Source organism: Microcoleus sp. N9_A2 (assembly GCF_036701775.1).
In the GTDB taxonomy this organism is placed as follows: domain Bacteria; phylum Cyanobacteriota; class Cyanobacteriia; order Cyanobacteriales; family Microcoleaceae; genus Microcoleus.
Window position 1 is genome coordinate 21,429 of the sequence record NZ_JAUBRH010000018.1, and the last position, 21,056, is coordinate 42,484.

Here is a 21,056-nt window from a genome sequence, read left to right on the forward strand (position 1 = left end):
ACTCCAACTCCAACTCCAACTCCAACTCCAACTCCAACTCCAACTCCAACTCCAACTCCAACTCCAACTCCAACTCCGACTCCAACTCCAACTCCAACGGGAACTCCAACTCCAACGGGAACTCCAACTCCAACGGGAACTCCAACGCCTGAACCAACTCCAACACCAACGGGAACTCCAACGCCTGAACCAACTCCAACACCAACGGGAACTCCAACGCCTGAACCAACTCCAACTCCAACAGGAACTCCAACGCCTGAACCAACTCCAACTCCAACAGGAACTCCAACGCCTGAACCAACTCCAACTCCGACTTCGACGGCATCATGCCCAAGTCCGATATCTATACCAATGCCTGTACTGGAACCTGGCCCGATCGTAACTTTGGAAAATTCAGGAGATGATTTGCTGTTTGGTACTAGCGGTGAAGATAGTATCAATGGCGGCAGGGGCAATGACACGATGTTTGGTTTGGATGCTTCTGATAGTCTGTTTGGAGGTGATGGGGACGATCGCATTTTTGGCAATCCCGGCAGTGATACGATCGATGGCGCTTTTGGCGATGATGTTATTTTTGGCGGCAAGGATAACGATTTGGTTGTCGGCCGTGATGGGAACGATCGACTCAGGGGCGATCGAGGTAATGATACTGTCACCGGTGACAATGGCGATGATGTATTGTTCGGCGGCAAAGGGTTAGATTTGCTGTTCGGCGGGGAAGGAAATGATACGATTAGTGGCGATTTGGCTCAAGATACTTTGATTGGCGGGCCGGGGAGTGACTTGTTTTTGCTACGACCAAATGGGGCAGCAACAGATGTAGCTTTTGCAGATTCGATCGCCGATTTCCAAGTTGGGATTGATTCGATCGGGCTTACTGGAAATTTGACCTTTAATAACTTGCGACTGGATGAAGTTGATTGCAACACTGTCATTCGAGTTGCGGATTCCGGTCAAGTTTTGGCTGTGGTTAACTCGGTGAAGCCAGACCAACTTTTGGGAAGTTTTGTGAGTGCTAATATCACTTTGATTTAGAGGGTTTGCAAAGGGCGATCGCTGTCTAGTTTTCTAGAAGGGCGATCGCTTAAGGTCAAACCAGCAGTCCGGCAGGGGTTTAAACCCCTGCCTCAAAGCTAAAGTCCTCGCTATGAGGACTGATCGGAAAATTTTTTAAACTCATTAGTTCTCATAGCGATGATTTTCGCTATTAGACTAGGTAGCGGTTCAGATACAATCCTGGATTTTGAGGTTGGTATCGATAAATTTGCGATCGATAACGGTTTGACTTTCCAGCAGTTAGAAATTAGTCAAACTGCGGCAGGAACAGTGCTGAAAGTTATATCGACCGATCGAGTTTTGGCAACTGTGACTGGGTTGAATAGTTCGATTACTGCATCGGATTTTGTGTTGCTTTAGATTTAACTCCAGCGTAGGGGCAATCCTGTGGTTGCCCTTCTAAAGTTCTTCAGTGAAAATCAGCGGCAGCAATTTGTATGTCCTTCAAGCAGAACCCGGAGTTACAGATGTCAATAATAAAAGCTAAAGTCCTTACTACAAAAAAATTCACATTTGTTGCAATTTACCAATTTTTTAACTTATGTTAGACATCAAGACGAATCCTACCGATCGCCTTTTTTGCATTCAACAGCCAAAGGCGATCGCCACATCAGCATTTCCGGTTAACAACGACTTGCTCAAGCTAGCGATCGAGTATCCATTCAATGTTTCTAGTGATAGTGCTGAATCTAGCTTTCCTAAGCTCCCAGCATTCAGCACCGACCAACAGACACAAACTACGGATTTTATTGTAGCGGATGCCAGCGCTAGCTTTAGTTACTCTGTGAGCGATGCTCAACTCAAACCGCAGTCACAGTCAGCGATCGCAAACACAGATCCCCTAACGGGAACAATATCTGCTTCCCAGTTAAATTTATCCGATTCAGATAACTCTCTTTTGACAGCTCGTAATGTTGTTGGCGTTCAGAACGGTAGCATCAGCTTAACTGAGTTCGTGGGGACAGGCGATATCGACGATTTCTACCGATTCGATATCAACACTAATAGCAATTTCAGCCTGCGTCTCGACGGTTTGACGGCGGATGCTGACGTAGACCTAATTCAAGATAGAAATCGCAACGGTGTTTTTGATTTTGGTGAAAGTATTGGCTACTCTTATAAGCTTGGCACTACCCCGGATGTGATTAATTTACCCAATCTGGCTCCAGGTACATACTCTGTCCAAGTCTCTAGCTACTCAGGCTCTACCAATTACAACCTGACTATTTCTGCAACACCTGTTCCTGTCTTGCCCGATATTCCAACACCTAACGGTGTTTTTAATGGCAATTACGGCTATGGTTTAGTGAATGCAAATGCAGCAGTTACCCGCACCCTGAACAGCTCAACTCTCTTCCCTGATGTTCCTAATTTGAGCGAGAATAATTGGGGGCTAGACGCGAGCAATGCGCCCGAAGTTTGGAATCAGAACATTACAGGAAATGGGATTGTTGTAGCTGTCATTGATACTGGTGTTGACTACTACCATCCCGACTTGGATAATAATATTTGGCAGAACGCTGATGAAATTGCGGAAAATGGCATTGATGACGATCGCAACGGATTTATTGATGATATTCGGGGTTGGGATTTTGTCTATAACGATAACAACCCAATGGATTTGGATGTCTACGGTCACGGGACTCACGTAGCAGGTTTGATCGCGGCGGAACGAAATGATTTTGGGAGCACAGGAGTTGCGCCCAATGCTAAGATTATGCCTATCAGAGTGATAGACAGCTTTCGTGACGCCTATAGTAATGATGTTGCTGCTGGAATCCGCTATGCTGCTGATAATGGAGCAAATGTAATTAACCTCAGCTTGGGAAATGAGTTTTACCCTTCCAACGAGGAGAATGACGCAATTGAGTATGCAAATAACAAAGGCTCTGTTGTGGTGATAGCAGCGGGAAATTCTGGTTTTAGCCTACCTGATTATCCAGCTCGTAATGCCGATCGCTGGGGAATTGCCGTGGGCAGTATTGATATAAACGGCAGGATGGCTGACACCTCGAACGGTGCGGGTTCCACACCTTTGGATTACGTAGTTGCTCCGGGAGTAGACATCTATTCTACAACTCCCTATAGCACCTATGACACCCTAAGTGGCACATCTATGGCAACGCCACACGTAGCGGGTGTAGCGGCTTTAGTTTTGAATGCCAATCCGACTTTCACTCCGGCTCAAGTTGAGTACATTTTGACAACAACAGCTAATCCAAATGGGTTGACTGTATAGCATCTATAGGGTTAATGAGACAGGGGTGTAAACCCCTGTCGTGGGATTACTACAGTTTTGAGAAAATGAATCAGCCCTGGTTAATTCTTAATCTTATTCACATAGCCCCACAAACTATAATCGCGACTCAGCCAACCCCGGAAAAAAGCCATCTGAGTCGGATCTTCTTGCACCCTTTTGTAGCGGTAAATAATTCGTTCGTTAATCATTTGCAGCGCGGTATTTCTATTATTTGCCCCTTTCAGCGCTTCCTTGGTGCGCGAGTCAAAAACTCCCGTTTGCGGCAATCCTAATGCTTGCTGGAGAAAAGTAATAGAGTTATTAATACCGAAATTAACGGCGGTGTCAAACATGACGATCGCCAAAGCCGGCTGCATCGTGCCCGAGAGGCTCGAATCCCAGTAATATTTATAAATTTCTAGGAGCTCTGCTTCCGACATCTGCGTCACGTCTAGGGGCGGAAGCCCACGACTGTAGCGGTAGGCGTTGTATTCCGTTTGCAAGACGCCCCGATAAGTTCTGCCGCCCTTATCGGCTGGGTGATTGCTGAATCCACCCTCAAAATATAGGGTGAAATAAAGAGCAGTTTGAAATAATTTTTGCGTAAAGCTGGCTGTCTGCTGCTGCTGTGCGAAAGTCTTTTGGGCAAAGGGTAAGGGGATTGCTAAGGTTAACAAGAGTATCCCCAGCAGGAGGTTTGGTTTCCACTTGATGTTATGTTGGCGCTGTGTCGCTTGCTTGTCGCTCATAAATTCTGTGTGACGATCGCCCGTAGTTCCGCTAAAACTGCTACTGTGCAAAATAATATAGATTCAACCTTTAACTTGATAGCACAGATAGGCCGCCAAATGAATTCCGATTTTCGCAACCAATCCGAAACACCCCAATTAGAAGATGCTGCATCGCTGACAGTCGTTGCAGAAACCTATTACTCTCAAGGCAATTTAGCAGCAGCCGTCGCTGCTTGTCGCCGAGCTCTGGAATTGCAGCCGGATTGGGCGGCGGCTTACGTGACAATGGGCAATGTGCAGCAAGCAAGCGGCCAAATTGATGAAGCGATGCGGTTTTATTCTGAGGCGATCGCTCTAAATCCCGATTTTGCTGAGGCTTATGCTAATTTGGGCAGTATGCTCTACAAACAAGGGCATTTGGTGGAGGCGATTGTCAATTACGAAAAGGCGATCGAACTTAAACCAAATTTGGCGGCTGCTTACTGGAATTTGGCAGGGGCACTGAAGCAGCAGGGGCAGCAGGATGCAGCGGTAGCATACGAGCAAAAAGCTCTCGAACTCAATCCCCACCTTGCTCAGGTAGATTTTCACTTAAACTTAGGAGATAAATTAGCGCGGCAAGGGAAGTTAGATGAGGCGGTGGCTGCATGGCAGCAGGCGATCGCATTCAAACCCGATTTAGCCGAAGCATACTGTCAAATTGGCCGAGTTTTGCGCCACCAGGGTCAATTTAAAGACGCAATACCCAACCTTCAAAAAGCCCTAGAAATTAAACCCGATTTTATTTCTGCCCACCAACATTTGTGCGGCATCCTCAGAGATACTAGCGATTTAGCTGCCGCGCGGCAAGCCGTGCACCAATACAGCCAAATGTGTGCCGAAACCGATCCAATTATGACCGCGATTTACTTCATCAGCACCTATCAAGTGTCGGGATTAAATCAAATTGCGGGCGATCGATTTTTAGAGCTAGAGTCGTACTTGCAGCAAAACTTAGACACCGCTAGCCCGGTGGAAATTAAATCGCTTTATGCAAATTTGTTATTCAGCACGCCCTATTTGCGAGATGACTTGGCGGCCAACTCAAAACTTTACAGATTAATTGCCCAAAAGTATATCGATCAATGTATTAAACCTAATTTTTCTCAACCCGCAAATTACCGTTTCAAACCAAGTGTTCCATCCAGCAAGTTAAAAATCGGCTTTTTGTCCAATCACTTTAGCCGCCATTCTGTAGGTTGGTGCAGCGCTGACATCATTCGCGAATTGTCCGACATCACACCGAATGTGTATTTGTACGCTTCCGAAAGAATTATTCCTGACGATCGCACTCAGCAATTTGAAACTTGGGGCAAACTGACTTTTCCGACAACCTACCCGAACGGACTTGCCAATTCCGCAGAAATTATCGACAAAATTCAGCAAGATGAACTGGACGTTTTAGTCGATTTAGATTCTCTCAGCGTACCAGTTCACGCTGACATTCTCTACCAAAAACCAGCACCAGTTTGTGTTTCTTGGCTGGGATTTGACGCCCCTTACCTATCGCCGGAAAATTACTTTCTTACAGACTGGCACTCGCACCCCGCTGACAGAGAAAAATATTATGACGAGCAGGTAATTAGGATGCCTGATTCCTTTGTGGCGGTGTCCGGTTTTCAGAGATATGGAGTTGATCCCGTTGCATTGAGAAGGTCGAATCGGATCGGTTTGGATCAGATAGTTTACCTGTGCGTTGCTCCCGGCAGAAAATTTAATTACGAGTTGGTAAAAGCCCAAATTGCGATTCTCAAACAAGTGCCGAACAGTATCTTAATTCACAAAGCTTTAGGCGATGCTGCGGTGTTTGAGGCTGCATATCACCAAGCTTGCGAAGCTGAGAAAGTGAGCAAGCACCGAATTAAGTTTTTGCCGAGGTTTGCTACTGAGGAAGAACACAGAATTATCTATTTGCTAGCCGATGTTTTGTTAGATTCTTATCCTTACAATGGAGGAACTCACACTTTAGAGGCTTTGTGGTTTAATTTGCCGGTGGTGACTCGCACAGGAGAGCAGTTTTTGTCGAGAATGGGTTATTCGTTTTTGCAGACTTTGGGAATTGAAACTGGTGTGGCTTTGTCTTGGTCGGAATATGTGGAAGTGGGTGTAAAATTGGGCAAAGAACGTGAATTGAGAAATGCAATTAAAGCACAATTGGTAAAATCTAAAGATCCAGCCAATTTGTCGCCGCTGTGGAATCCGAAAAAGTTTGCTGGTGATATGTATGCGGTGTTTGAAAAATTGTGTAAAATAGCATGACTAATTATTGCTGACTAAGTAAGGTGAAAATAAACATTACATGGGAAGAAGTATAGAATAGCATGACTAATTATTGCTGACTAAGTAAGGTGAAAATAAACATTACATGGGAAGAAGAAGGGCGGGTTTTGCACTCATATTCTCGCTTGTATCAGAGCTTATTAGCTAAACCCGCCCCTACAATTTCCAGCGGGTTTTGCACTCATATTCTCGCTTGTATCAGAGCTTATTAGCTAAACCCGCCCTTACAATTTCCAGCGGGTTTTGCACTCATATTCTCGCTTGTATCAGAGCTTATTAGCTAAACCCGCCCCTACAATTTCCAGCCCGTAGGGTGCGTCAGGCGAAACAATCAGCAATGTGATAAAAGATTCAATCCTGACGCACCCTACAATGACTACAAACCGAGAAAGGTTATTTGATCGAAGGCTATTTAACTGCTGACTACTGACTAATGACAACTGACAACTGACAACTGACTAATGACAACTATTAAGTTTTTAAAACAACCGACTTCGGAAGCTTGGATAGAACAGGCGCTCGCCCATTTGGATACAATCTTATTAGACCATTCTCACTGCGAGCGGAAAGCGGCGGGAGTAGCGTTAAATTTAATGTTTCGCTACCCAGCAAGGGAAAAATTGGTGAGGATGCTAACGGCGATCGCCCGTGAAGAATTAGAGCATTTCGAGCAAGTCAACCAGCGGTTAGAAAAGCGCAGCATTGCTTTGGGCCCTTTGGCTGCACCTCCCTACGGTGCCGGTTTGTCCGCCCAAATTCGCAAGCAGGAACCGGAGAGACTTTTGGATTCTTTGTTGGTTTCTGGTTTGATAGAAGCGCGCAGTCACGAACGGTTGGGGCTGCTGGGCGATCGCTGTCCCGACGCGGAATTAGCTAAATTTTATCGCAGTTTGATGGCTTCGGAAGCGCGCCATTACGGTGTATATTGGATTTTAGCAACAACTTATTTCGATCGCCCTCTTGTGATTGACAGGCTGGAGGAATTATCATTAGTAGAGAGCGAGTTGCTGGCAAGTCTTCATCCCGAACCGAGAATTCACAGTTAAAATCTAGGTGCATTTAAAGACGGTAAAATACAAAAAACAACTAATTTTACAGTTGCTCAAGTCAAAAAATAAATATACGTTGCAACAACCAATGAAAACCCAACATCTCGATTTTTTAATTCGTTCCTGGGAAACGCGCGATCGCGCTGAGGCTTTCTATTTAATTAGGGATGTTTTAGCAGAGTACGGTTTAAAATGCGAACCTCACGGGGCAGATCGAGATGTCTATGATGTAGAACTACATTATCATAATCAAGGCGGCGAATTTTGGGTAGTTGAACGCCAGGGTAAAATAGTGGGTACGGCGGCTTACTATCCGATTGAGCGCGGAAATAATGCTGTGGAAATTCGCAAAATGTATATTTTGCCCGCAGCAAGGGGGCAAGGTTTGGGGAAATTTTTACTGCAAGAATTGGAAAGTAAAATTATCGATCGCGGCTTTGAGGAAATCTGGATAGAAACTGCTAGTATTCTCAAAGAAGCTGTGAAAATGTACGAAAATAGCGGATATCTACCGACAACTGGTGTGGAGACGCCAAGGTGCGATCGGGTTTACGTAAAATCTCTAGGTTAGAAACTGGGTTTCTGGGAATTTTGCAAAGTCTAAGAAACCGGGTTTCTGGGAAAATCTCGGTTGGGTGACGATATATAGCAGTTGACAGTTGACAGTTGACAGTTGACAGTTACATAGTACGAGCATCAAACCGTTTATGCTAAAGGGTCATAGGATCTATTCATGACATTATTTATGTCCTAACCTATGTGGCGGTTGCTATATCTCGGAAGAAACTGGGTTTCTGGGAATTTTGCAAAGTCTAAGAAACCGGGTTTCTGGGAAAATCTCGGTTGGGTGACGACAGATCTCGGAAGAAACCCGGTTTCTGGCAATTTTGCAGTTTTAATTAATTTTTTGCCGCAGAGGAATCTCGATCGCAAATTCGGAACCTTCTCCCAATACAGAATTGCAAGAAAGCTTGCCACCGTGTTTTTCTACTATTATAGAGTGCGAAATCGCCAATCCTAAGCCAGTTCCTTTGCCAATAGGTTTAGTAGTGAAAAACGGGTCAAACAAGCGCTTTTGCACATCTTCGCTCATCCCTGGGCCGCTGTCAGCTATCCAGATGGCAACGCTGTTATTGTCGGTTACTTGGGTGCGAATCGTAATTGCGAGATTTTTGGCCGTGCGATCGGATTTCTTCATTTCCATTTCCAATGCGTCGAGCGCATTGCTTAACAAATTCATAAATACTTGATTTAACTGACCGGGATAACATTCCACTAAAGGCAAATTACCGTATTCTTTAATCACATTAATTGTCGGGTGATCGGCTTTATGTTTCAGGCGGTTTTGCAAAATCAGCAGCGTGCTTTCAATGCCTTCGTGAATGTCAACTTGTTTCTTTTCGGCTTCGTCAAGTCTTGAAAAAGTCCGCAGGCTCAAAACTATGTCGCGGATGCGATCGGCTCCGACTTTCATAGATGCTAAAATTTTCGGTAAATCTTCAATAAGATAATCAATTTCAAAGTCTTCCCTTGCATCTACAATTCTTGCGCTAGGCTGCGGGTATTCTTTCTGGTAAAGTCGCAGCATTTTTAGCAAGTTTTGAGTGTATTCGCTGGTGTAGCTGAGATTGCCATAGATAAAATTAACCGGGTTGTTAATTTCGTGGGCGACACCTGCTACTAACTGTCCCAAACTAGACATTTTTTCACTTTGAATTAATTGAGTTTGGGTACGTTGGAGTTCGCGCAAAGTTTCTTCTAGCTGTTGAGTTTGAGCTTGAGCTAGTCGGGCCGCTTTGCGGGTTTGGGTGTACAGTTCGGCGTGGTCGATCGCGATCGCAATTTGAGCGACCACCGCTTGCATCAGTTCGACTTCAGAGTCGCTCCAATTTCGCACGGACATAGCCTGATAGCAGGTAATCACCCCAATATCGCCGGCAGCAGTGTGAATTGGCAGCGACAGCACGGATTGAAATTTTGAAGCCTGGAAAAGTTCGCGCAATTCTACATCTTCAAAAGTGCTGACATTCTCAATTCGCAGAATTTCTCGCCGCAAAATCTGTCGCACTGCCAGACTAGATTTGTGGTCTACAGGATAAGTGCCGAGTATACTCGGCAAATCTGCATTCTTCGCTTCGTAAGTTACGTCCCAAACGGGAGGATTGCTGTTGGGGCGATACCAAGTGAAGATGCACCAATCTAGGTGCATCAGATTGCGAATTTCTTGAACTGCTGTTTCTACAATTGTGTCTAAATCTAAAGAAGTGCGGATTTGGTTCGCAATTTGATTGAGCAGTAGTTCTCGCTGAGCTTGTTGTCTGAGCGCTTGTTCGGATCGCACTAAAATTTCTTCTGCAAGTTTGCGATCGGTTAAATCTTGAATAACTGCTTGGATAATTTTTTCATTTCCAACCTCGATGATTGTCAGCACGACTTCTGCGGGAAAATCAGTACCGTCTAAGCGCTGGTGAACCCAATCAAAACGGTGCTTGCCCCGCTCAAAGGCGAGATCCATCATTTCGTCAGTCAAGCTCAAAGAATCTCTGCCGTTGGGTTGGAAAGGAGGCGACAGTTTGCCTGGGTTTTTGCCGTACAACTCTTGCGGCGTAGTGCAGCCAAATAGTTTTAGGGTGGCTGTGTTGGCATCGCAGATGTCATTGTCATATAACATCAAAACAGGCAAACTGGTTAATTCGTAGAGCGATCGAAATTTGGCTTCCGACTGCTGCAATGCGGCTTCTGTTTGCTTGCGATCGGTAATGTCGGCAACCATTGCCAAAGCGCCCACATAGCGTCCCTGTTTGTCGGTCAAGGAATTAGTAGAAACCATCGCCCACAAGTCGCTGCCGTCTCGGCGAAGGAACTTAAAATCGTGCTGTTCGTTAATTCCTTGACGGCGGCGGTCGAGATTGATTTGTGCGATCGCGATGCCTTCTGCATCCATGAAAGCAAAGAGCGACTCCCCGCTCATTTCCTCTGGGGTGCAGCCGAGCATATCGGCCATTTTTTGGTTGACAAAAGTAGTTTTACCCTCCGCATCTATGATCCAAATTCCTTCGTCGGCTGTCTCGACAATGCACCTGTATTTTTCCTCGCTTTCCTTGAGGGCTTCTTCTGCTAATTGTCGAGCCGTAATGTTTTGAGTCATTAGCAATCCGCCGATAATTTCTTGCCGTTCGTTTCTGACTGGCAAAGCATAACCGAGGTAAACGCGATCGCTGTAAAAAAATTCTGTAACAACTGTTTCTCCTGCCAGTGCCGCCCGATAAGTTGGCTCGATGTCAGCGCAAACATCTGGCTCGAATACTTCCCAGATTGTCTTGCCTTCCATCAATTCTTTGGAAAGCCCCACTGCTGCTAATTCTATACCTTCTACCAGCGTGTAGCGCAGTTCTGGATCGAACAACATCACCGCGCCGTTAGGAAAGTTGCTTGCCATTGTGCGGTAAAGCTGTTCGCTTTTTTGCAGTGCACCTTCTGCAAGTTTGCGATCGCTAATGTCAATTACAACTGCACCGATGCCGATCGCCTCGCCATCGTTGTCGAGCAGGGGAAAATAAGAGCCTGTCCGGTGTCGGATCAACCCCGGCTGTCTTGGATTGTCGCCACTCATCTCGATGTTAATTAGGGGTTGTTTCGTCCTCAAAATCTGTTCGTATAAAGGCTCTATCATTGGAGCGATGTTCGGCAATATTTCGCGTACAGTCTTGCCGATGTGCTCTGTTGGACTCAGGCAATTAATTTCTGCTAGAAATTGATTAATTTGCACGTACCGCAGTTGGGAGTCCAAAATGCAAAGCCCCGCCGGCGCCTCCTTAAAAAAGGCATCAAATAGTGCTTGTCTCTGTGCTAATTCTTGTTCTAAAGCTTTGCGAACGCTGATATCTGTTAAATAGCAAATCATCCCGACAATTTCTCCCGTGTTGTCTTTCAATAGCGAAAGCATCAGGTGCGAGGAAATTTTTTCTCCAGATTTACGGCGTGTGATAACTTCAATTTCATGCTCGCCTTTTTTGTGTAGCGGTTTTATGACTTGCTCTAACAAAAACTCGTGCTGTTCTGGCGGGTAAATTAGAGAAATGTGCTGTCCGATAGCCTCAGTTTCTTGATAGCCGTATAACTTTTGGGAGGCTTGATTCCAAATGCCGATCGAGCCGTCCATATCTGTAGAAATCACCGACTCGTGAATTTGGTCGATAATTTGGCTTTGGAGACGCAATTTTTCTTGAGCCTGTTGCAGTTCGGCAATTTTTTCTTGGAGTAGTTCCTTCGTTTTTGCCAGTTCGGCAGTCTGCTTTGCGAGCAATTTTTCTAAATGTGAAGAATTGCAGTGCGACGGCGCTGATTCCAGCGACTCGATATTTTCAGGCCCAGGGTTAAAAATTTCTTCAGCACTCAGCCAAATCGCGCACTCTCCCTCTGTTTCAATTGCCCGTTCCGAAACTCGCACCGGTACGAGATGGTTGTTTTTATGTTTGTATGCTGCTTCGCACGGGCCCGTGCAGCTATTTTTTGCTTGACATTCTAGATATTTTTCTCTCGCAGCGCACTGTGTTTGCTGAATTTCCCAGTAGTTGAGGTGGAGAGTTTCTGCAACTGTGCGGCCGATAATACTTGCAAAAGCTGGATTTACGTCGAGAAAAGTCCCGTCTGTCCGGCACAATGCCAGCCCGATCGGGCTGAGTTCTAACAATTTGCAGTTGCAGCGATCGCGCTTGGCTTTTCCTAACTGGCTTTGCATCTGAACATAGCTGGGCTTGTGATATTTAATTATATCTTTATTATCTTGTTTATTGCTGTGATTTTTCTCACTCCGTAAGGAAGAAGGAAGTTATTCCTTCTTCCTTCTTCCGTCAATTAATCGCGGGCAATACCTTCGGATCGGGCGGCCAACTGCACTGCACCGGCGACAGCAATGGCAACTCTTTCGTCAAAAACTGATGGTATAATGTGTTCTTTGTCAAGCTGGGAAGGACTGACTAAAGAGGCGATCGCATAAGCTGCTTCCAAATACATAGTGGGCGTAATCGTGGCGGCTTTGCAGTCCAAAGCACCTCGAAATATCCCCGGAAATGCCAAAACATTGTTAATTTGATTCGGGTAGTCGCTGCGTCCGGTTGCTATGATCGCCGCATCTTCCATAATTAATTCTGGCTGAATTTCGGGAATGGGATTTGCCATTGCAAAAACAATGGGATTTTCGGCCATCAAACGCACCATTGAGCGGGTGAGCACTCCGGGCGCGCTGACGCCTAAAAATACATCGGCACCGGCGATCGCATCTTCCAAAGTACCGCTCGAAGCCACGGCAAATTCTAGTTTTTCTGGGTTCATATCCGTGCGGTCTTCGGAGAGAACGCCTTTGGAGTCGCACATGATGATGTTTTGGGCACCTGCTTTACGCAGCAAGCGGGCGATCGCAACTCCGGCCGCACCGGCTCCGTTAATCACGATACACACTTCTGCGATGGTTTTTTTGACGATTTTCAAGGCATTAATTAATGCTGCCAAACTGACAATTGCAGTGCCGTGCTGGTCGTCATGAAAAATGGGAATATCTAAGGTTTCCCGCAATCTTGCTTCGATTTCAAAGCAGCGGGGAGAAGAAATATCTTCGAGGTTAACGCCGCCAAAAACCGGGGCGATATTCTGCACTGTGCGAATAATTTCCTCGGTATCTTGGGTATTCAAACAGATAGGAAAGGCGTCAATACCTGCAAATTCTTTAAATAGCATGGCTTTGCCTTCCATGACTGGCAGTGCGGCGGCAGGGCCGAGGTTTCCCAGTCCCAAAACTGCGCTACCGTCGGTAACGATGGCAACAGTGTTTTGTTTGATTGTGAGGTTATAAACTTGTTGGGGGTCATTGGCGATCGCTGTGCAGATGCGGGCGACTCCAGGGGTGTATGCCATTGCCAAATCTGACTGGCGTTTGAGGGAAATTTTGCTAACTACGCTGATTTTTCCGCCGCGGTGCAAGTTGAAAGTGCGATCGTACACGTCGATCACTTTGATATCTGGCAGTCCTTTCACTGCTTGCACTATTTCTTCGTTGTGTTCAATGCTGTAAGCATCGACGGTGATATCGCGAATGGTAGTGGCACGGGTTTGCTCGATCAAGTCGATTTGGCCGAAGTTGCCGCCGACAGATGCGATCGCGCTGGTGACTCTTGCCAGCATTCCCGGCTTGTTGGGCAGAGCAACGCGAATTGTTAAACTAAAGCTGGGGTTCGGTGTCAGTTTGACCATGATGCCTTGATTTCAGATTTAAGAATTTCAATCTTAGATTTTATCCCCAATGTTAGGCATAAAATTTAATAATTCAAATTTTTAACTGAAATTTTTAACAAATTCTATGAGCCTGTGGTACGATCGCTCTGCACTGCCAGGGGTGTCGCTGGAAAACTGATCTTTTTTTGAGTAAAGCTTTGCTCTGTTTCTAGCTTGTGACTTTCCCACAAGCAGCCTATTTTTTGTCAATTTCCCAGCGAACCGCGAATATGAAGCGCGGGGGTAGAAACCGGGTTTCTGAGGTCAACCTGCGGAACTCTTATCTATTTTTGATAATATTTCTGCTTATTCTGAACATCAGCAGATAGTTCGCAAAAATCTATTTTCCAGCGATACGGCCTAATTTCTGCTGCTGTCTTTTGAAGCGAGACACCCAGGAGAGTTGATGCGGCTTTTTGGTGACCTTTATTGGGAATGTAAAAAGTAGATGCACGGCTGTTTGAGCCGGCAGGTAAAAATCTGAGCGACTGACAAGCGGGCTTTTGATATATATTTTGTCTGGTTTAACACTTGCCAAGGATTGCGAGTGCAACCTTGCAAACGCTCTAATTACCTGCACGCTTTGCCCGATAATTCCAGGGACTGTAACTAACAGACAATCTATCCCGCGCCACCACGGGAACAGCTTGGGCCGAACCCTGTTGAGTTGCTGGTTGCTAACTGTCAATTTTACCGATCGGCCGCAGCATCGGCCCATATAATTGTAAAGAATTTGCAAGCCAGACAATCGGCGGGAACTTTTTCTAAGTCTTGCAGATCGACCGGTTGCTCTGCTTCGCTACCGGGGGGAACTATGCACAGGGCAACTTGTCCGACTCCAGCCATGAGTTCGGCAACTCGCTCCAAAATACTGTCCATTTTTTCCATTAGTTGCTCTGCTGCATCCAGACTCGGCGCGATGATGAAAAAGGTTTTGACTCCATCGGGACAAGGGGCAAAGCCGAGGGTACATTCTCGTAATAGTGCTTGGGTGGAGAGACTGAAACCGTCGTAGAAGCGATCGATTACTGCTTGATAAAAGGCTTGGGTCAGAGAGCGATCGCCAAAAACAGGTTGAGATAACATAACTACTTCCTTTCGTAGGATTTTTGGGTGCATTGAAAAAATTTTAACATACCTTAATGTAAGCGATTTAACAAAATGATCTAGCGATCGAGATCATTGACTAGATGTGATAATTTTTAATTTGTGTAGCGATCGCAACTGTGATAAAATGTAGTCTGTGCTATCACGGCCAGTAATTTTGATCGCATCAGCAGCTCAAAGCTAAGTACAAAATTTCCTAGTAGGTGAGGAGAGGAGGAGAGGGGGAGAGGGACAGAGGAAGAGAACCAGAGGGAAATTACCTAAGTAGTAAGAGTATTATTGGCAAAAAGTGCTTAATCTAGAGTTTAAAATAAACATCCAATCAAAATATTAAAGATGAACTCGATCGCCCAACAGTTAAAAACCAGATTTGAAAAAGCCTTCACCTCCGCATTCGGCGAGAGTTATGCGGGTACAGATCCGATGCTAGCCCCTGCGGGAAATCCCAAGTTTGGGGACTTTCAGTGCAATGCAGCTATGAGTTTGGGCAAAAAGTTAGGCAAGCCCCCACGGGCGATCGCCTCTGCTATTATTGAAAACCTAGACATCGCCGACATCTGCGAAACCCCAGAAATCGCCGGGCCAGGTTTTATCAATTTGAAGCTGAAACCGGCTTATTTGGAAGCGCAAATAAGTGAGATCGCCGCCGACACCCGTTTGGGGATTGAACCGGTGAAAACGCCTCAGAGAGTGGCGATCGACTTTTCGAGCCCGAATATCGCCAAAGAAATGCACGTCGGACATTTGCGATCGACAATCATCGGAGATGCGATCGCCCGCATCCTCGAATTTCAAGGCCACGACGTACTCAGAATCAACCACATCGGCGACTGGGGCACCCAATTCGGGATGCTGATCGCCTACTTGCGCGAAGTTCACCCCGAAGCATTAACAACCGCTGACGCTCTAGATTTAGGCGATTTAGTAGCATTTTACCGCCAAGCAAAACAGCGCTTCGACGCAGACGAAACCTTCAAAGAAACCGCCCGCCAAGAAGTAGTAAAACTGCAAGCAGGCGCAGAAGACACCCGCCGCGCCTGGAAATTGCTGTGCGATCAATCCCGCCGCGAATTCCAAGTAATCTACGATTTGCTCGATATCAAATTAACCGAACGCGGCGAATCCTTTTACAATCCATTATTACCCGCAGTAGTCGAAGACTTAAACAAGTTAGGTTTGCTAGTAGAAAGCGACGGCGCAAAATGCGTTTTTGTAGACGGTTTCACAAACAAAGAAGGCGAACCACTGCCGCTAATTGTCCAAAAAACCGACGGCGGCTACAATTACGCCACAACAGATTTAGCAGCCATCCGCTACCGCATCCAAAACGACAATGCAAAGCGCATCATTTACGTCACAGATTCAGGACAAGCCAACCATTTCGCCCAAGTATTTGCCGTAGCCAGAAAAGCCGGTTGGATTCCCGAAGATGTCGAAATTGTCCACGTTCCCTTTGGTTTAGTCTTGGGAGAAGAAGGCAAAAGATTAAAAACCCGTTCAGGAGAAGCTGTGCGCTTGCAGGATTTGCTCGATGAGGCGATCGTGCGCACCCGCCAAGATTTAGAAGACAGATTAAAAGCAGAGGAAAGACACGAAACAGAAGAATTTATTGCTAACGTATCTCGCACAGTTGGTTTAAGTGCGGTTAAGTATGCCGATTTAAGTCAAAATCGCGCTAGTAACTATGTATTTAGCTACGACAAAATGCTTGCATTGCAAGGAAATACCGCACCTTATATGCTGTATGCTTACGTGCGCGTCCAGGGCATTCGCCGCAAAGGAGAGATTAATTTTGATAACTTAGATGCAGGTGCAAAAGTAATTTTGCAGTCAGATGCCGAGTTAGTATTGGCAAAGCATTTATTGCAGTTCAATGAAGTTATAAATGCTGTGGGCGGCGACTTGTTGCCGAATCGAATTTGTCAGTATTTGTTTGAATTAAGTCAAAAGTTCAATCAATTTTTTGAGCAATGTCCGGTTTTGAAAGCCGAGGAACCGCTGCGGACTTCGCGGCTAATGTTGTGCGATTTGACGGCGAGGACTTTGAAGTTGGGGTTAGGATTGTTAGGGATTCAGGTATTGGAGAGGATGTAAATTTTTAACCGCCGATCGAGAAAGAGCGATCGCCTTTTTGAAGAGATGACTAGATTCAATATTGACTGATTCATACTAAAAAAAGCGTTCGTAATCATCGTGTTTCCCAATCCAAAACCATGTCACTGTATCTCCTTGTAAAATCCCTACTGCTCGATAGCCGCGCGTGATTCTCGCAGACCAGATATTTTCTTCCTGGTTGATGCACTTGAAGTGCAAAGATCGATGAAAGGGATTTTCCAGCCAGAAACGATAAGCTTTTCTAGCTTGCTCTTTTACTCTACTGTCAAGAGAATTGTATTTTTCCCAAAAGGAAGGAAGGGTGGCAGATTTCATAACTCATTAAGTTTCATTTCCTGTGCCTTTCCTTCAGCAATTTCTTGTTTTGCGCGTTGAGCAGCAGCCACAAGTTGCGGTTGCGTTTTCTGGAAAGATTCGTCCCATTGAAGCTCATCTTTTAAGTCTGCGATATAGTCTTTCAAGTATTCTGCTACTTGCTGCTGTAAAGTTTCTGGGAGAGACTGCATCATCTCGATCGCTGCATCAATGCCATCCCACAGTTCAGAAAGCGGTACAGTCTCTCCTGTCATTGCTTCGTGCCATCCTTGACGAAAACAATCTTCGGCTGACTTCAGCGGTTCCTCGTCAGCAAGAACGATGATGCGAACTCGGCGATCGGCAAACTCTGCTGATTGGGCAAGAATTTCTTCCCACGTTCCCTCTAGTTCGAGTATTTTTGTTGTCATTTTTTTGATGGAATTGTGACTAAGTTTATTTTAGCGTATGAAGAAGTGTGCTCTAGTACAATGACAGTAGCTTAAAGAATTATGGAGAAGAATTTAGAATTACTTCAATACCTTTTTCCAGTCTCTGAATTTCTGTCCATTGCGAATCAATCCAGTTTCTTTCAGCCTGACGTTGTGCAGGTGTTTCTTTCTGATATCTATCTTGCTTTTCGAGAAATTCATTGTAAAATCTCATGGCTTTAACTAAAGCTCTACTTCCATGGTATAATCTGTCATCAAAGATTGAATTGATGCAATTATCGACCGCGGTTGAAACCTGCTTTTTGAAATTTACAACCTCTTCCCAAAAAAGATCGCCTAAACGGTATTTCGATAAATCATCCAGAGCCGAAATAAGTGCAGACCTCAGTGATTGGGTATTCCCAGGCAAGTAAACATTCGGCTGCTCAAATTTATTTGCTATCTGGCTAAAAGTTGAATTCATCTGATGATTCCACACATCTTTTGTCTGCTTATCTAAATTTTGGAAATACTGGGTAAGCACTTTTAAGTTAATCGTGCTAAGATCTTGATAAACTAGACCTAGGCTGCGCTTAATAATTTGATCTATTTCCATACAAACAAGATTCATAACGATGGGAATATCTTTAATAAAATCATCCTTTTCTTTCCAGCCAATTCCTTTTTTTTGTTTATTGGCTGTATCAATAAACCACTTCTGTTTTACACGGACATCAAATATTTTATCCCAATAATCTTGAGATTGATCAATCGCCGAATTTTGACATCGCTGCCCTAGTTCATTAATTCTGACATGACAGCCGCTCAGTTCCCCAAGCTGTTGCCATATTTCCTGTTTTGAAGCTTGGATAATCCCAAGTTTACAAGTCCAAACGTCTTCAGCGTGATCGATATCGTTTCGGCATTTTTGCACAACTTTCTCAAGTCTGGTGGCTGATTCCCTCAATTCATCAAACCCAGGCTGGACAGACTTAATTACGGTTGTAGCAGATTTCTTAATTTCTAAGGATTTATCATCATCCGCCGCGACGAGAGCCGAATATTGGGCGATGTTCTGAAATGCTTTCATGAATTCGTTCATCTAAGTAATTCCACTGTAGACTGACAGATTTAACCATAATCATATAATATATTATAATGTGTAAGATTAATCGCTATTCAGGTAAAAAAATATGGTTTTTGTGTTTCCTCCTCACATACAGGCTGGTATCATCTCCGGCACTTATGAAGTCGTGAAGAATAGTGCAGGAGTATTATTGGGAATAGCTAGAGACAGGGCAACAGGTCACTTTGTAGGTGCCGCAATTGGGATGGTTGCCGAGCCGTTGTTAGCTATTCCAGATTTTGTATTAGGTGTAGGGCAAATGGTTCAAACAGATATGGGTTTTAAAGAAACTTACAAAAGACTAGATGTGATTCAGTATGGCTTAAAATCTCTTTCGGCTAATGTGGGCATTCTGTCAGCATCTACTGCCGTCATTGGTGTCGGCGTGGTGGCCATAGCTGCACTGTCAGCCGTTAACCTTCATCAAACCTTGAAAATGAGGGAAGATATTAAGGAATTGAAGCTAACAGTTACACATGGCTTTATTGATATAGCGGCACTGCTGAAAGACGAGAAAGCAGAAGTTATTGCGGAAATCAAACTGTTAGCTGAAAGCATTAATTTTGAGCAACATTGTTTAATCTTAAGTCGAGCTTATCAGAAATTTGCTCAAGCACAGAGACTAATTCAAAATGCTTTATTAATGGAAGATAAACATACCCGAAATTCTACCTTAACAAGCGCACAAAACATTTTAGCCAATGCTTTAGCTGACTATAATAATCCTGACTTATTTAAGGCCACTTGTGCAGTTGGCTATCTTCGTAGAGTTGAATGTGCTTGGGCAATTGAGCAGACAATTTCATTAACTTATCAATTGCTGAACGAGCCTGCGTCTGTAAGTAATTCCCTTTCCCACCTCCAAGAAAGAATACGCCAAGACATTCTCACCGTTATTGAGCGCTGCACAAAAGATGAAATTGATTTTATATTTCCAGAAATCACACGAATTTACAATCAGGATCTAGCAGTTTTAAACTCTTGGCAAAATCAGGTAGATTGGATGCTAAGTTTATCGGCTGATGAGCGTAAACAATTGGCTAGTTTAAATATGGAAACGACACCAGTTTTAAATACTAATCAAGAAGTTGCTATAGTGGCAGAACCAGAAGAAATTGCGCTCTACGAAAACTTGCAGCAAAAATCCCACTTCAAATCACTACGCGATCAATTGCGATTTTTGATAAAACCTAGCTTGCGTCAACAACATGAATCTTATATCAGTCAGAAAGCAACTACCTCTGGCTATAAAGCTTTAGCCCCCTCAAATTGGCAAGAAGTCAATGATTTAACTGTTGCTAATCTTTACTGGTATTTTCAAGGAATGGAGTAGCCGAAATTAGGAGACGGCAGTGCCGTGTCCCTACAATATTTTGGGTAGGGACACGGCATTGCCGTCTCCTCTATATCATTGCGGTTTAACCGGAATTGATATTACTCTTCATTTCAAATAAGGCGTTTTGTTAAAAATCAAGCTCTCCAGAAGACCTTTAAACATTGTTACGACAATTTGGCGATCGTTATCTCTCACAAAAATATCGTAATTGGGACTTGAGTTAATTTCAATCAACCAATATACTCCGTTTTTATCTAGCGCAATGTCAAGCCCCGCATAATTAATCGCCATTTCATCAAAAACAGGTTTAACAAAATCTTCAATCTCCGACATGAGAGCGGGATTAATTATATGTTTGGCTTTTGCACCTTCCCAGTGCAGCGGGCTTAAATTCCCCGCAAATTCAGCCTGATATTTGTCTTTTTCGTACAGCAAAACTAGCTTTTCTTTGCAGAATACAGCCCGATATTCGTGAGCAACTTCGATGTATTCTTGAGCTAGCGCCACATAGTCATAATCTTTGCTGTTGACGTTAAATATAATTTCTAGGGCTGCTTTAATTTGCTCTATAGTTTCACACAAAAAAACATTGTTGCCACCAGCACCGCGATTTCTTTTGAGAATCACCGGGAAAGCAAATTTTTTGTTTACTTCTAAAACAATTGATTCAATATCTGGGAAAGTTAAATATTTTTTATACTTCTCCTCGCAGTGAGGCGAGACAAAACCGAGAGTTCTGGGAGTATTTATCTTGCCGTTTAAGATTTGATAGGTATATTCTTTGTCTTTAAAAATCTCTGCTGCTGACGCGCTGTTAAATGGCGTCATGTAATTGACAAAATAATATTCTTCGCCGCCGTGTTTGATTCTAATCAAGTTTTGGGTAGGATGCAGGATTTCGCAAGGGATATTTAATTCCTCACAAGCTGCCAGCAGGATTTCAATATTCGTTAGCATAATTTGAACAGGATAAATTTTTAGGA

General features: G+C 44.5%; 16 protein-coding genes. 8 read left to right on the forward strand and 8 right to left on the reverse strand.

Going from position 1 to position 21,056, the window contains the following annotated elements; genetic code table 11:
- From QUA44_RS13525 to QUA44_RS13535, 3 genes are all read left to right on the forward strand, one after another.
- Positions 1–1,035: calcium-binding protein (locus QUA44_RS13525; protein ID WP_333251774.1), on the forward strand; the 1,035-nt coding region annotated here is incomplete at its 5' end.
- Between the two features lie 159 nt (positions 1,036–1,194).
- Positions 1,195–1,416, forward strand: coding sequence for a hypothetical protein (locus QUA44_RS13530; RefSeq protein WP_333251775.1), 222 nt, complete (start codon positions 1,195–1,197; stop codon positions 1,414–1,416).
- 181 nt (positions 1,417–1,597) lie between these two features.
- The gene (locus QUA44_RS13535) at positions 1,598–3,295 is read left to right on the forward strand and encodes a S8 family serine peptidase (RefSeq protein ID WP_333251776.1); all 1,698 of its coding nucleotides are present in this window, start codon (positions 1,598–1,600) and stop codon (positions 3,293–3,295) included.
- Positions 3,296–3,375: 80 nt separating this feature from the next.
- On the opposite strand, the gene QUA44_RS13540 is transcribed toward QUA44_RS13535, so the two are convergent.
- Positions 3,376–4,044 (reverse strand): glycosyl hydrolase 108 family protein, encoded by a 669-nt coding sequence (locus QUA44_RS13540; RefSeq protein ID WP_333251839.1) that lies wholly within the window; start codon positions 4,042–4,044, stop codon positions 3,376–3,378.
- Between the two features lie 99 nt (positions 4,045–4,143).
- On the opposite strand from QUA44_RS13540, the gene QUA44_RS13545 reads away from it, so the two are divergent.
- The 3 genes from QUA44_RS13545 to QUA44_RS13555 all read left to right on the forward strand — a co-directional run bounded on the left by QUA44_RS13545 (position 4,144) and on the right by QUA44_RS13555 (position 7,965).
- Entirely contained in the window at positions 4,144–6,324 is a 2,181-nt protein-coding gene (locus QUA44_RS13545; protein ID WP_333251777.1) for a tetratricopeptide repeat protein, read from the forward strand.
- A 482-nt stretch (positions 6,325–6,806) separates the two neighbouring features.
- Positions 6,807–7,391 (forward strand): tRNA isopentenyl-2-thiomethyl-A-37 hydroxylase MiaE, encoded by a 585-nt coding sequence (locus QUA44_RS13550; RefSeq protein WP_333251778.1) that lies wholly within the window; start codon positions 6,807–6,809, stop codon positions 7,389–7,391.
- Positions 7,392–7,482: 91 nt separating this feature from the next.
- The gene (locus QUA44_RS13555) at positions 7,483–7,965 is read left to right on the forward strand and encodes a GNAT family N-acetyltransferase (RefSeq protein WP_333251779.1); all 483 of its coding nucleotides are present in this window, start codon (positions 7,483–7,485) and stop codon (positions 7,963–7,965) included.
- 324 nt (positions 7,966–8,289) lie between these two features.
- Here QUA44_RS13555 and QUA44_RS13560 read toward each other — a convergent pair whose 3' ends face one another.
- From QUA44_RS13560 to QUA44_RS13570, 3 genes are all read right to left on the reverse strand, one after another.
- The gene (locus QUA44_RS13560) at positions 8,290–12,135 is read right to left on the reverse strand and encodes a PAS domain S-box protein (protein WP_333251780.1); all 3,846 of its coding nucleotides are present in this window, start codon (positions 12,133–12,135) and stop codon (positions 8,290–8,292) included.
- A gap of 116 nt (positions 12,136–12,251) precedes the next feature.
- Positions 12,252–13,643, reverse strand: a complete 1,392-nt coding sequence (locus QUA44_RS13565) for a malic enzyme-like NAD(P)-binding protein (RefSeq protein WP_333251781.1) — start codon at positions 13,641–13,643, stop codon at positions 12,252–12,254.
- 711 nt (positions 13,644–14,354) lie between these two features.
- Positions 14,355–14,750, reverse strand: a complete 396-nt coding sequence (locus QUA44_RS13570) for a hypothetical protein (RefSeq protein WP_333251782.1) — start codon at positions 14,748–14,750, stop codon at positions 14,355–14,357.
- Positions 14,751–15,107: 357 nt separating this feature from the next.
- On the opposite strand from QUA44_RS13570, the gene argS reads away from it, so the two are divergent.
- Positions 15,108–16,865, forward strand: a complete 1,758-nt coding sequence (gene argS / locus QUA44_RS13575; protein WP_333251783.1) for an arginine--tRNA ligase — start codon at positions 15,108–15,110, stop codon at positions 16,863–16,865.
- 75 nt (positions 16,866–16,940) lie between these two features.
- Here the strand turns inward: argS and QUA44_RS13580 are convergent, their stop codons facing one another.
- From QUA44_RS13580 to QUA44_RS13590, 3 genes are all read right to left on the reverse strand, one after another.
- The gene (locus QUA44_RS13580; protein ID WP_333251784.1) at positions 16,941–17,201 is read right to left on the reverse strand and encodes a ParE family toxin-like protein; all 261 of its coding nucleotides are present in this window, start codon (positions 17,199–17,201) and stop codon (positions 16,941–16,943) included.
- Positions 17,198–17,611, reverse strand: coding sequence for a hypothetical protein (locus QUA44_RS13585; protein ID WP_333251785.1), 414 nt, complete (start codon positions 17,609–17,611; stop codon positions 17,198–17,200). Before QUA44_RS13585 ends, QUA44_RS13580 begins: the two co-directional genes overlap by 4 nt.
- A gap of 79 nt (positions 17,612–17,690) precedes the next feature.
- The gene (locus tag QUA44_RS13590) at positions 17,691–18,713 is read right to left on the reverse strand and encodes a hypothetical protein (protein ID WP_333251786.1); all 1,023 of its coding nucleotides are present in this window, start codon (positions 18,711–18,713) and stop codon (positions 17,691–17,693) included.
- A 91-nt stretch (positions 18,714–18,804) separates the two neighbouring features.
- Here QUA44_RS13590 and QUA44_RS13595 point away from each other — a divergent pair, with 91 nt between their 5' ends.
- Positions 18,805–20,070 (forward strand): hypothetical protein, encoded by a 1,266-nt coding sequence (locus QUA44_RS13595; protein ID WP_333251787.1) that lies wholly within the window; start codon positions 18,805–18,807, stop codon positions 20,068–20,070.
- Positions 20,071–20,178: 108 nt separating this feature from the next.
- Here the strand turns inward: QUA44_RS13595 and QUA44_RS13600 are convergent, their stop codons facing one another.
- The gene (locus QUA44_RS13600; RefSeq protein WP_333251788.1) at positions 20,179–21,030 is read right to left on the reverse strand and encodes a YheC/YheD family protein; all 852 of its coding nucleotides are present in this window, start codon (positions 21,028–21,030) and stop codon (positions 20,179–20,181) included.
- Between the last annotated feature and the right edge of the window lie 26 nt (positions 21,031–21,056).

Excerpts from the sequence above, each read along its gene's own strand:
- QUA44_RS13590 (WP_333251786.1), bottom strand. The coding sequence starts at position 18,713 with ATGAACGAATTCATGAAAGCATTTCAGAACATCGCCCAATATTCGGCT.
- QUA44_RS13600 (WP_333251788.1), bottom strand. The coding sequence starts at position 21,030 with ATGCTAACGAATATTGAAATCCTGCTGGCAGCTTGTGAGGAATTAAAT.
- QUA44_RS13540 (WP_333251839.1), bottom strand. The coding sequence starts at position 4,044 with ATGAGCGACAAGCAAGCGACACAGCGCCAACATAACATCAAGTGGAAA.
- QUA44_RS13560 (WP_333251780.1), bottom strand. The coding sequence starts at position 12,135 with ATGCAAAGCCAGTTAGGAAAAGCCAAGCGCGATCGCTGCAACTGCAAA.
- QUA44_RS13580 (WP_333251784.1), bottom strand. The coding sequence starts at position 17,201 with ATGAAATCTGCCACCCTTCCTTCCTTTTGGGAAAAATACAATTCTCTT.
- argS (WP_333251783.1), top strand. The coding sequence starts at position 15,108 with ATGAACTCGATCGCCCAACAGTTAAAAACCAGATTTGAAAAAGCCTTC.
- QUA44_RS13545 (WP_333251777.1), top strand. The coding sequence starts at position 4,144 with ATGAATTCCGATTTTCGCAACCAATCCGAAACACCCCAATTAGAAGAT.
- QUA44_RS13570 (WP_333251782.1), bottom strand. The coding sequence starts at position 14,750 with ATGTTATCTCAACCTGTTTTTGGCGATCGCTCTCTGACCCAAGCCTTT.
- QUA44_RS13535 (WP_333251776.1), top strand. The coding sequence starts at position 1,598 with ATGTTAGACATCAAGACGAATCCTACCGATCGCCTTTTTTGCATTCAA.
- QUA44_RS13550 (WP_333251778.1), top strand. The coding sequence starts at position 6,807 with ATGACAACTATTAAGTTTTTAAAACAACCGACTTCGGAAGCTTGGATA.
- QUA44_RS13585 (WP_333251785.1), bottom strand. The coding sequence starts at position 17,611 with ATGACAACAAAAATACTCGAACTAGAGGGAACGTGGGAAGAAATTCTT.
- QUA44_RS13530 (WP_333251775.1), top strand. The coding sequence starts at position 1,195 with ATGATTTTCGCTATTAGACTAGGTAGCGGTTCAGATACAATCCTGGAT.
- QUA44_RS13595 (WP_333251787.1), top strand. The coding sequence starts at position 18,805 with ATGGTTTTTGTGTTTCCTCCTCACATACAGGCTGGTATCATCTCCGGC.
- QUA44_RS13565 (WP_333251781.1), bottom strand. The coding sequence starts at position 13,643 with ATGGTCAAACTGACACCGAACCCCAGCTTTAGTTTAACAATTCGCGTT.
- QUA44_RS13555 (WP_333251779.1), top strand. The coding sequence starts at position 7,483 with ATGAAAACCCAACATCTCGATTTTTTAATTCGTTCCTGGGAAACGCGC.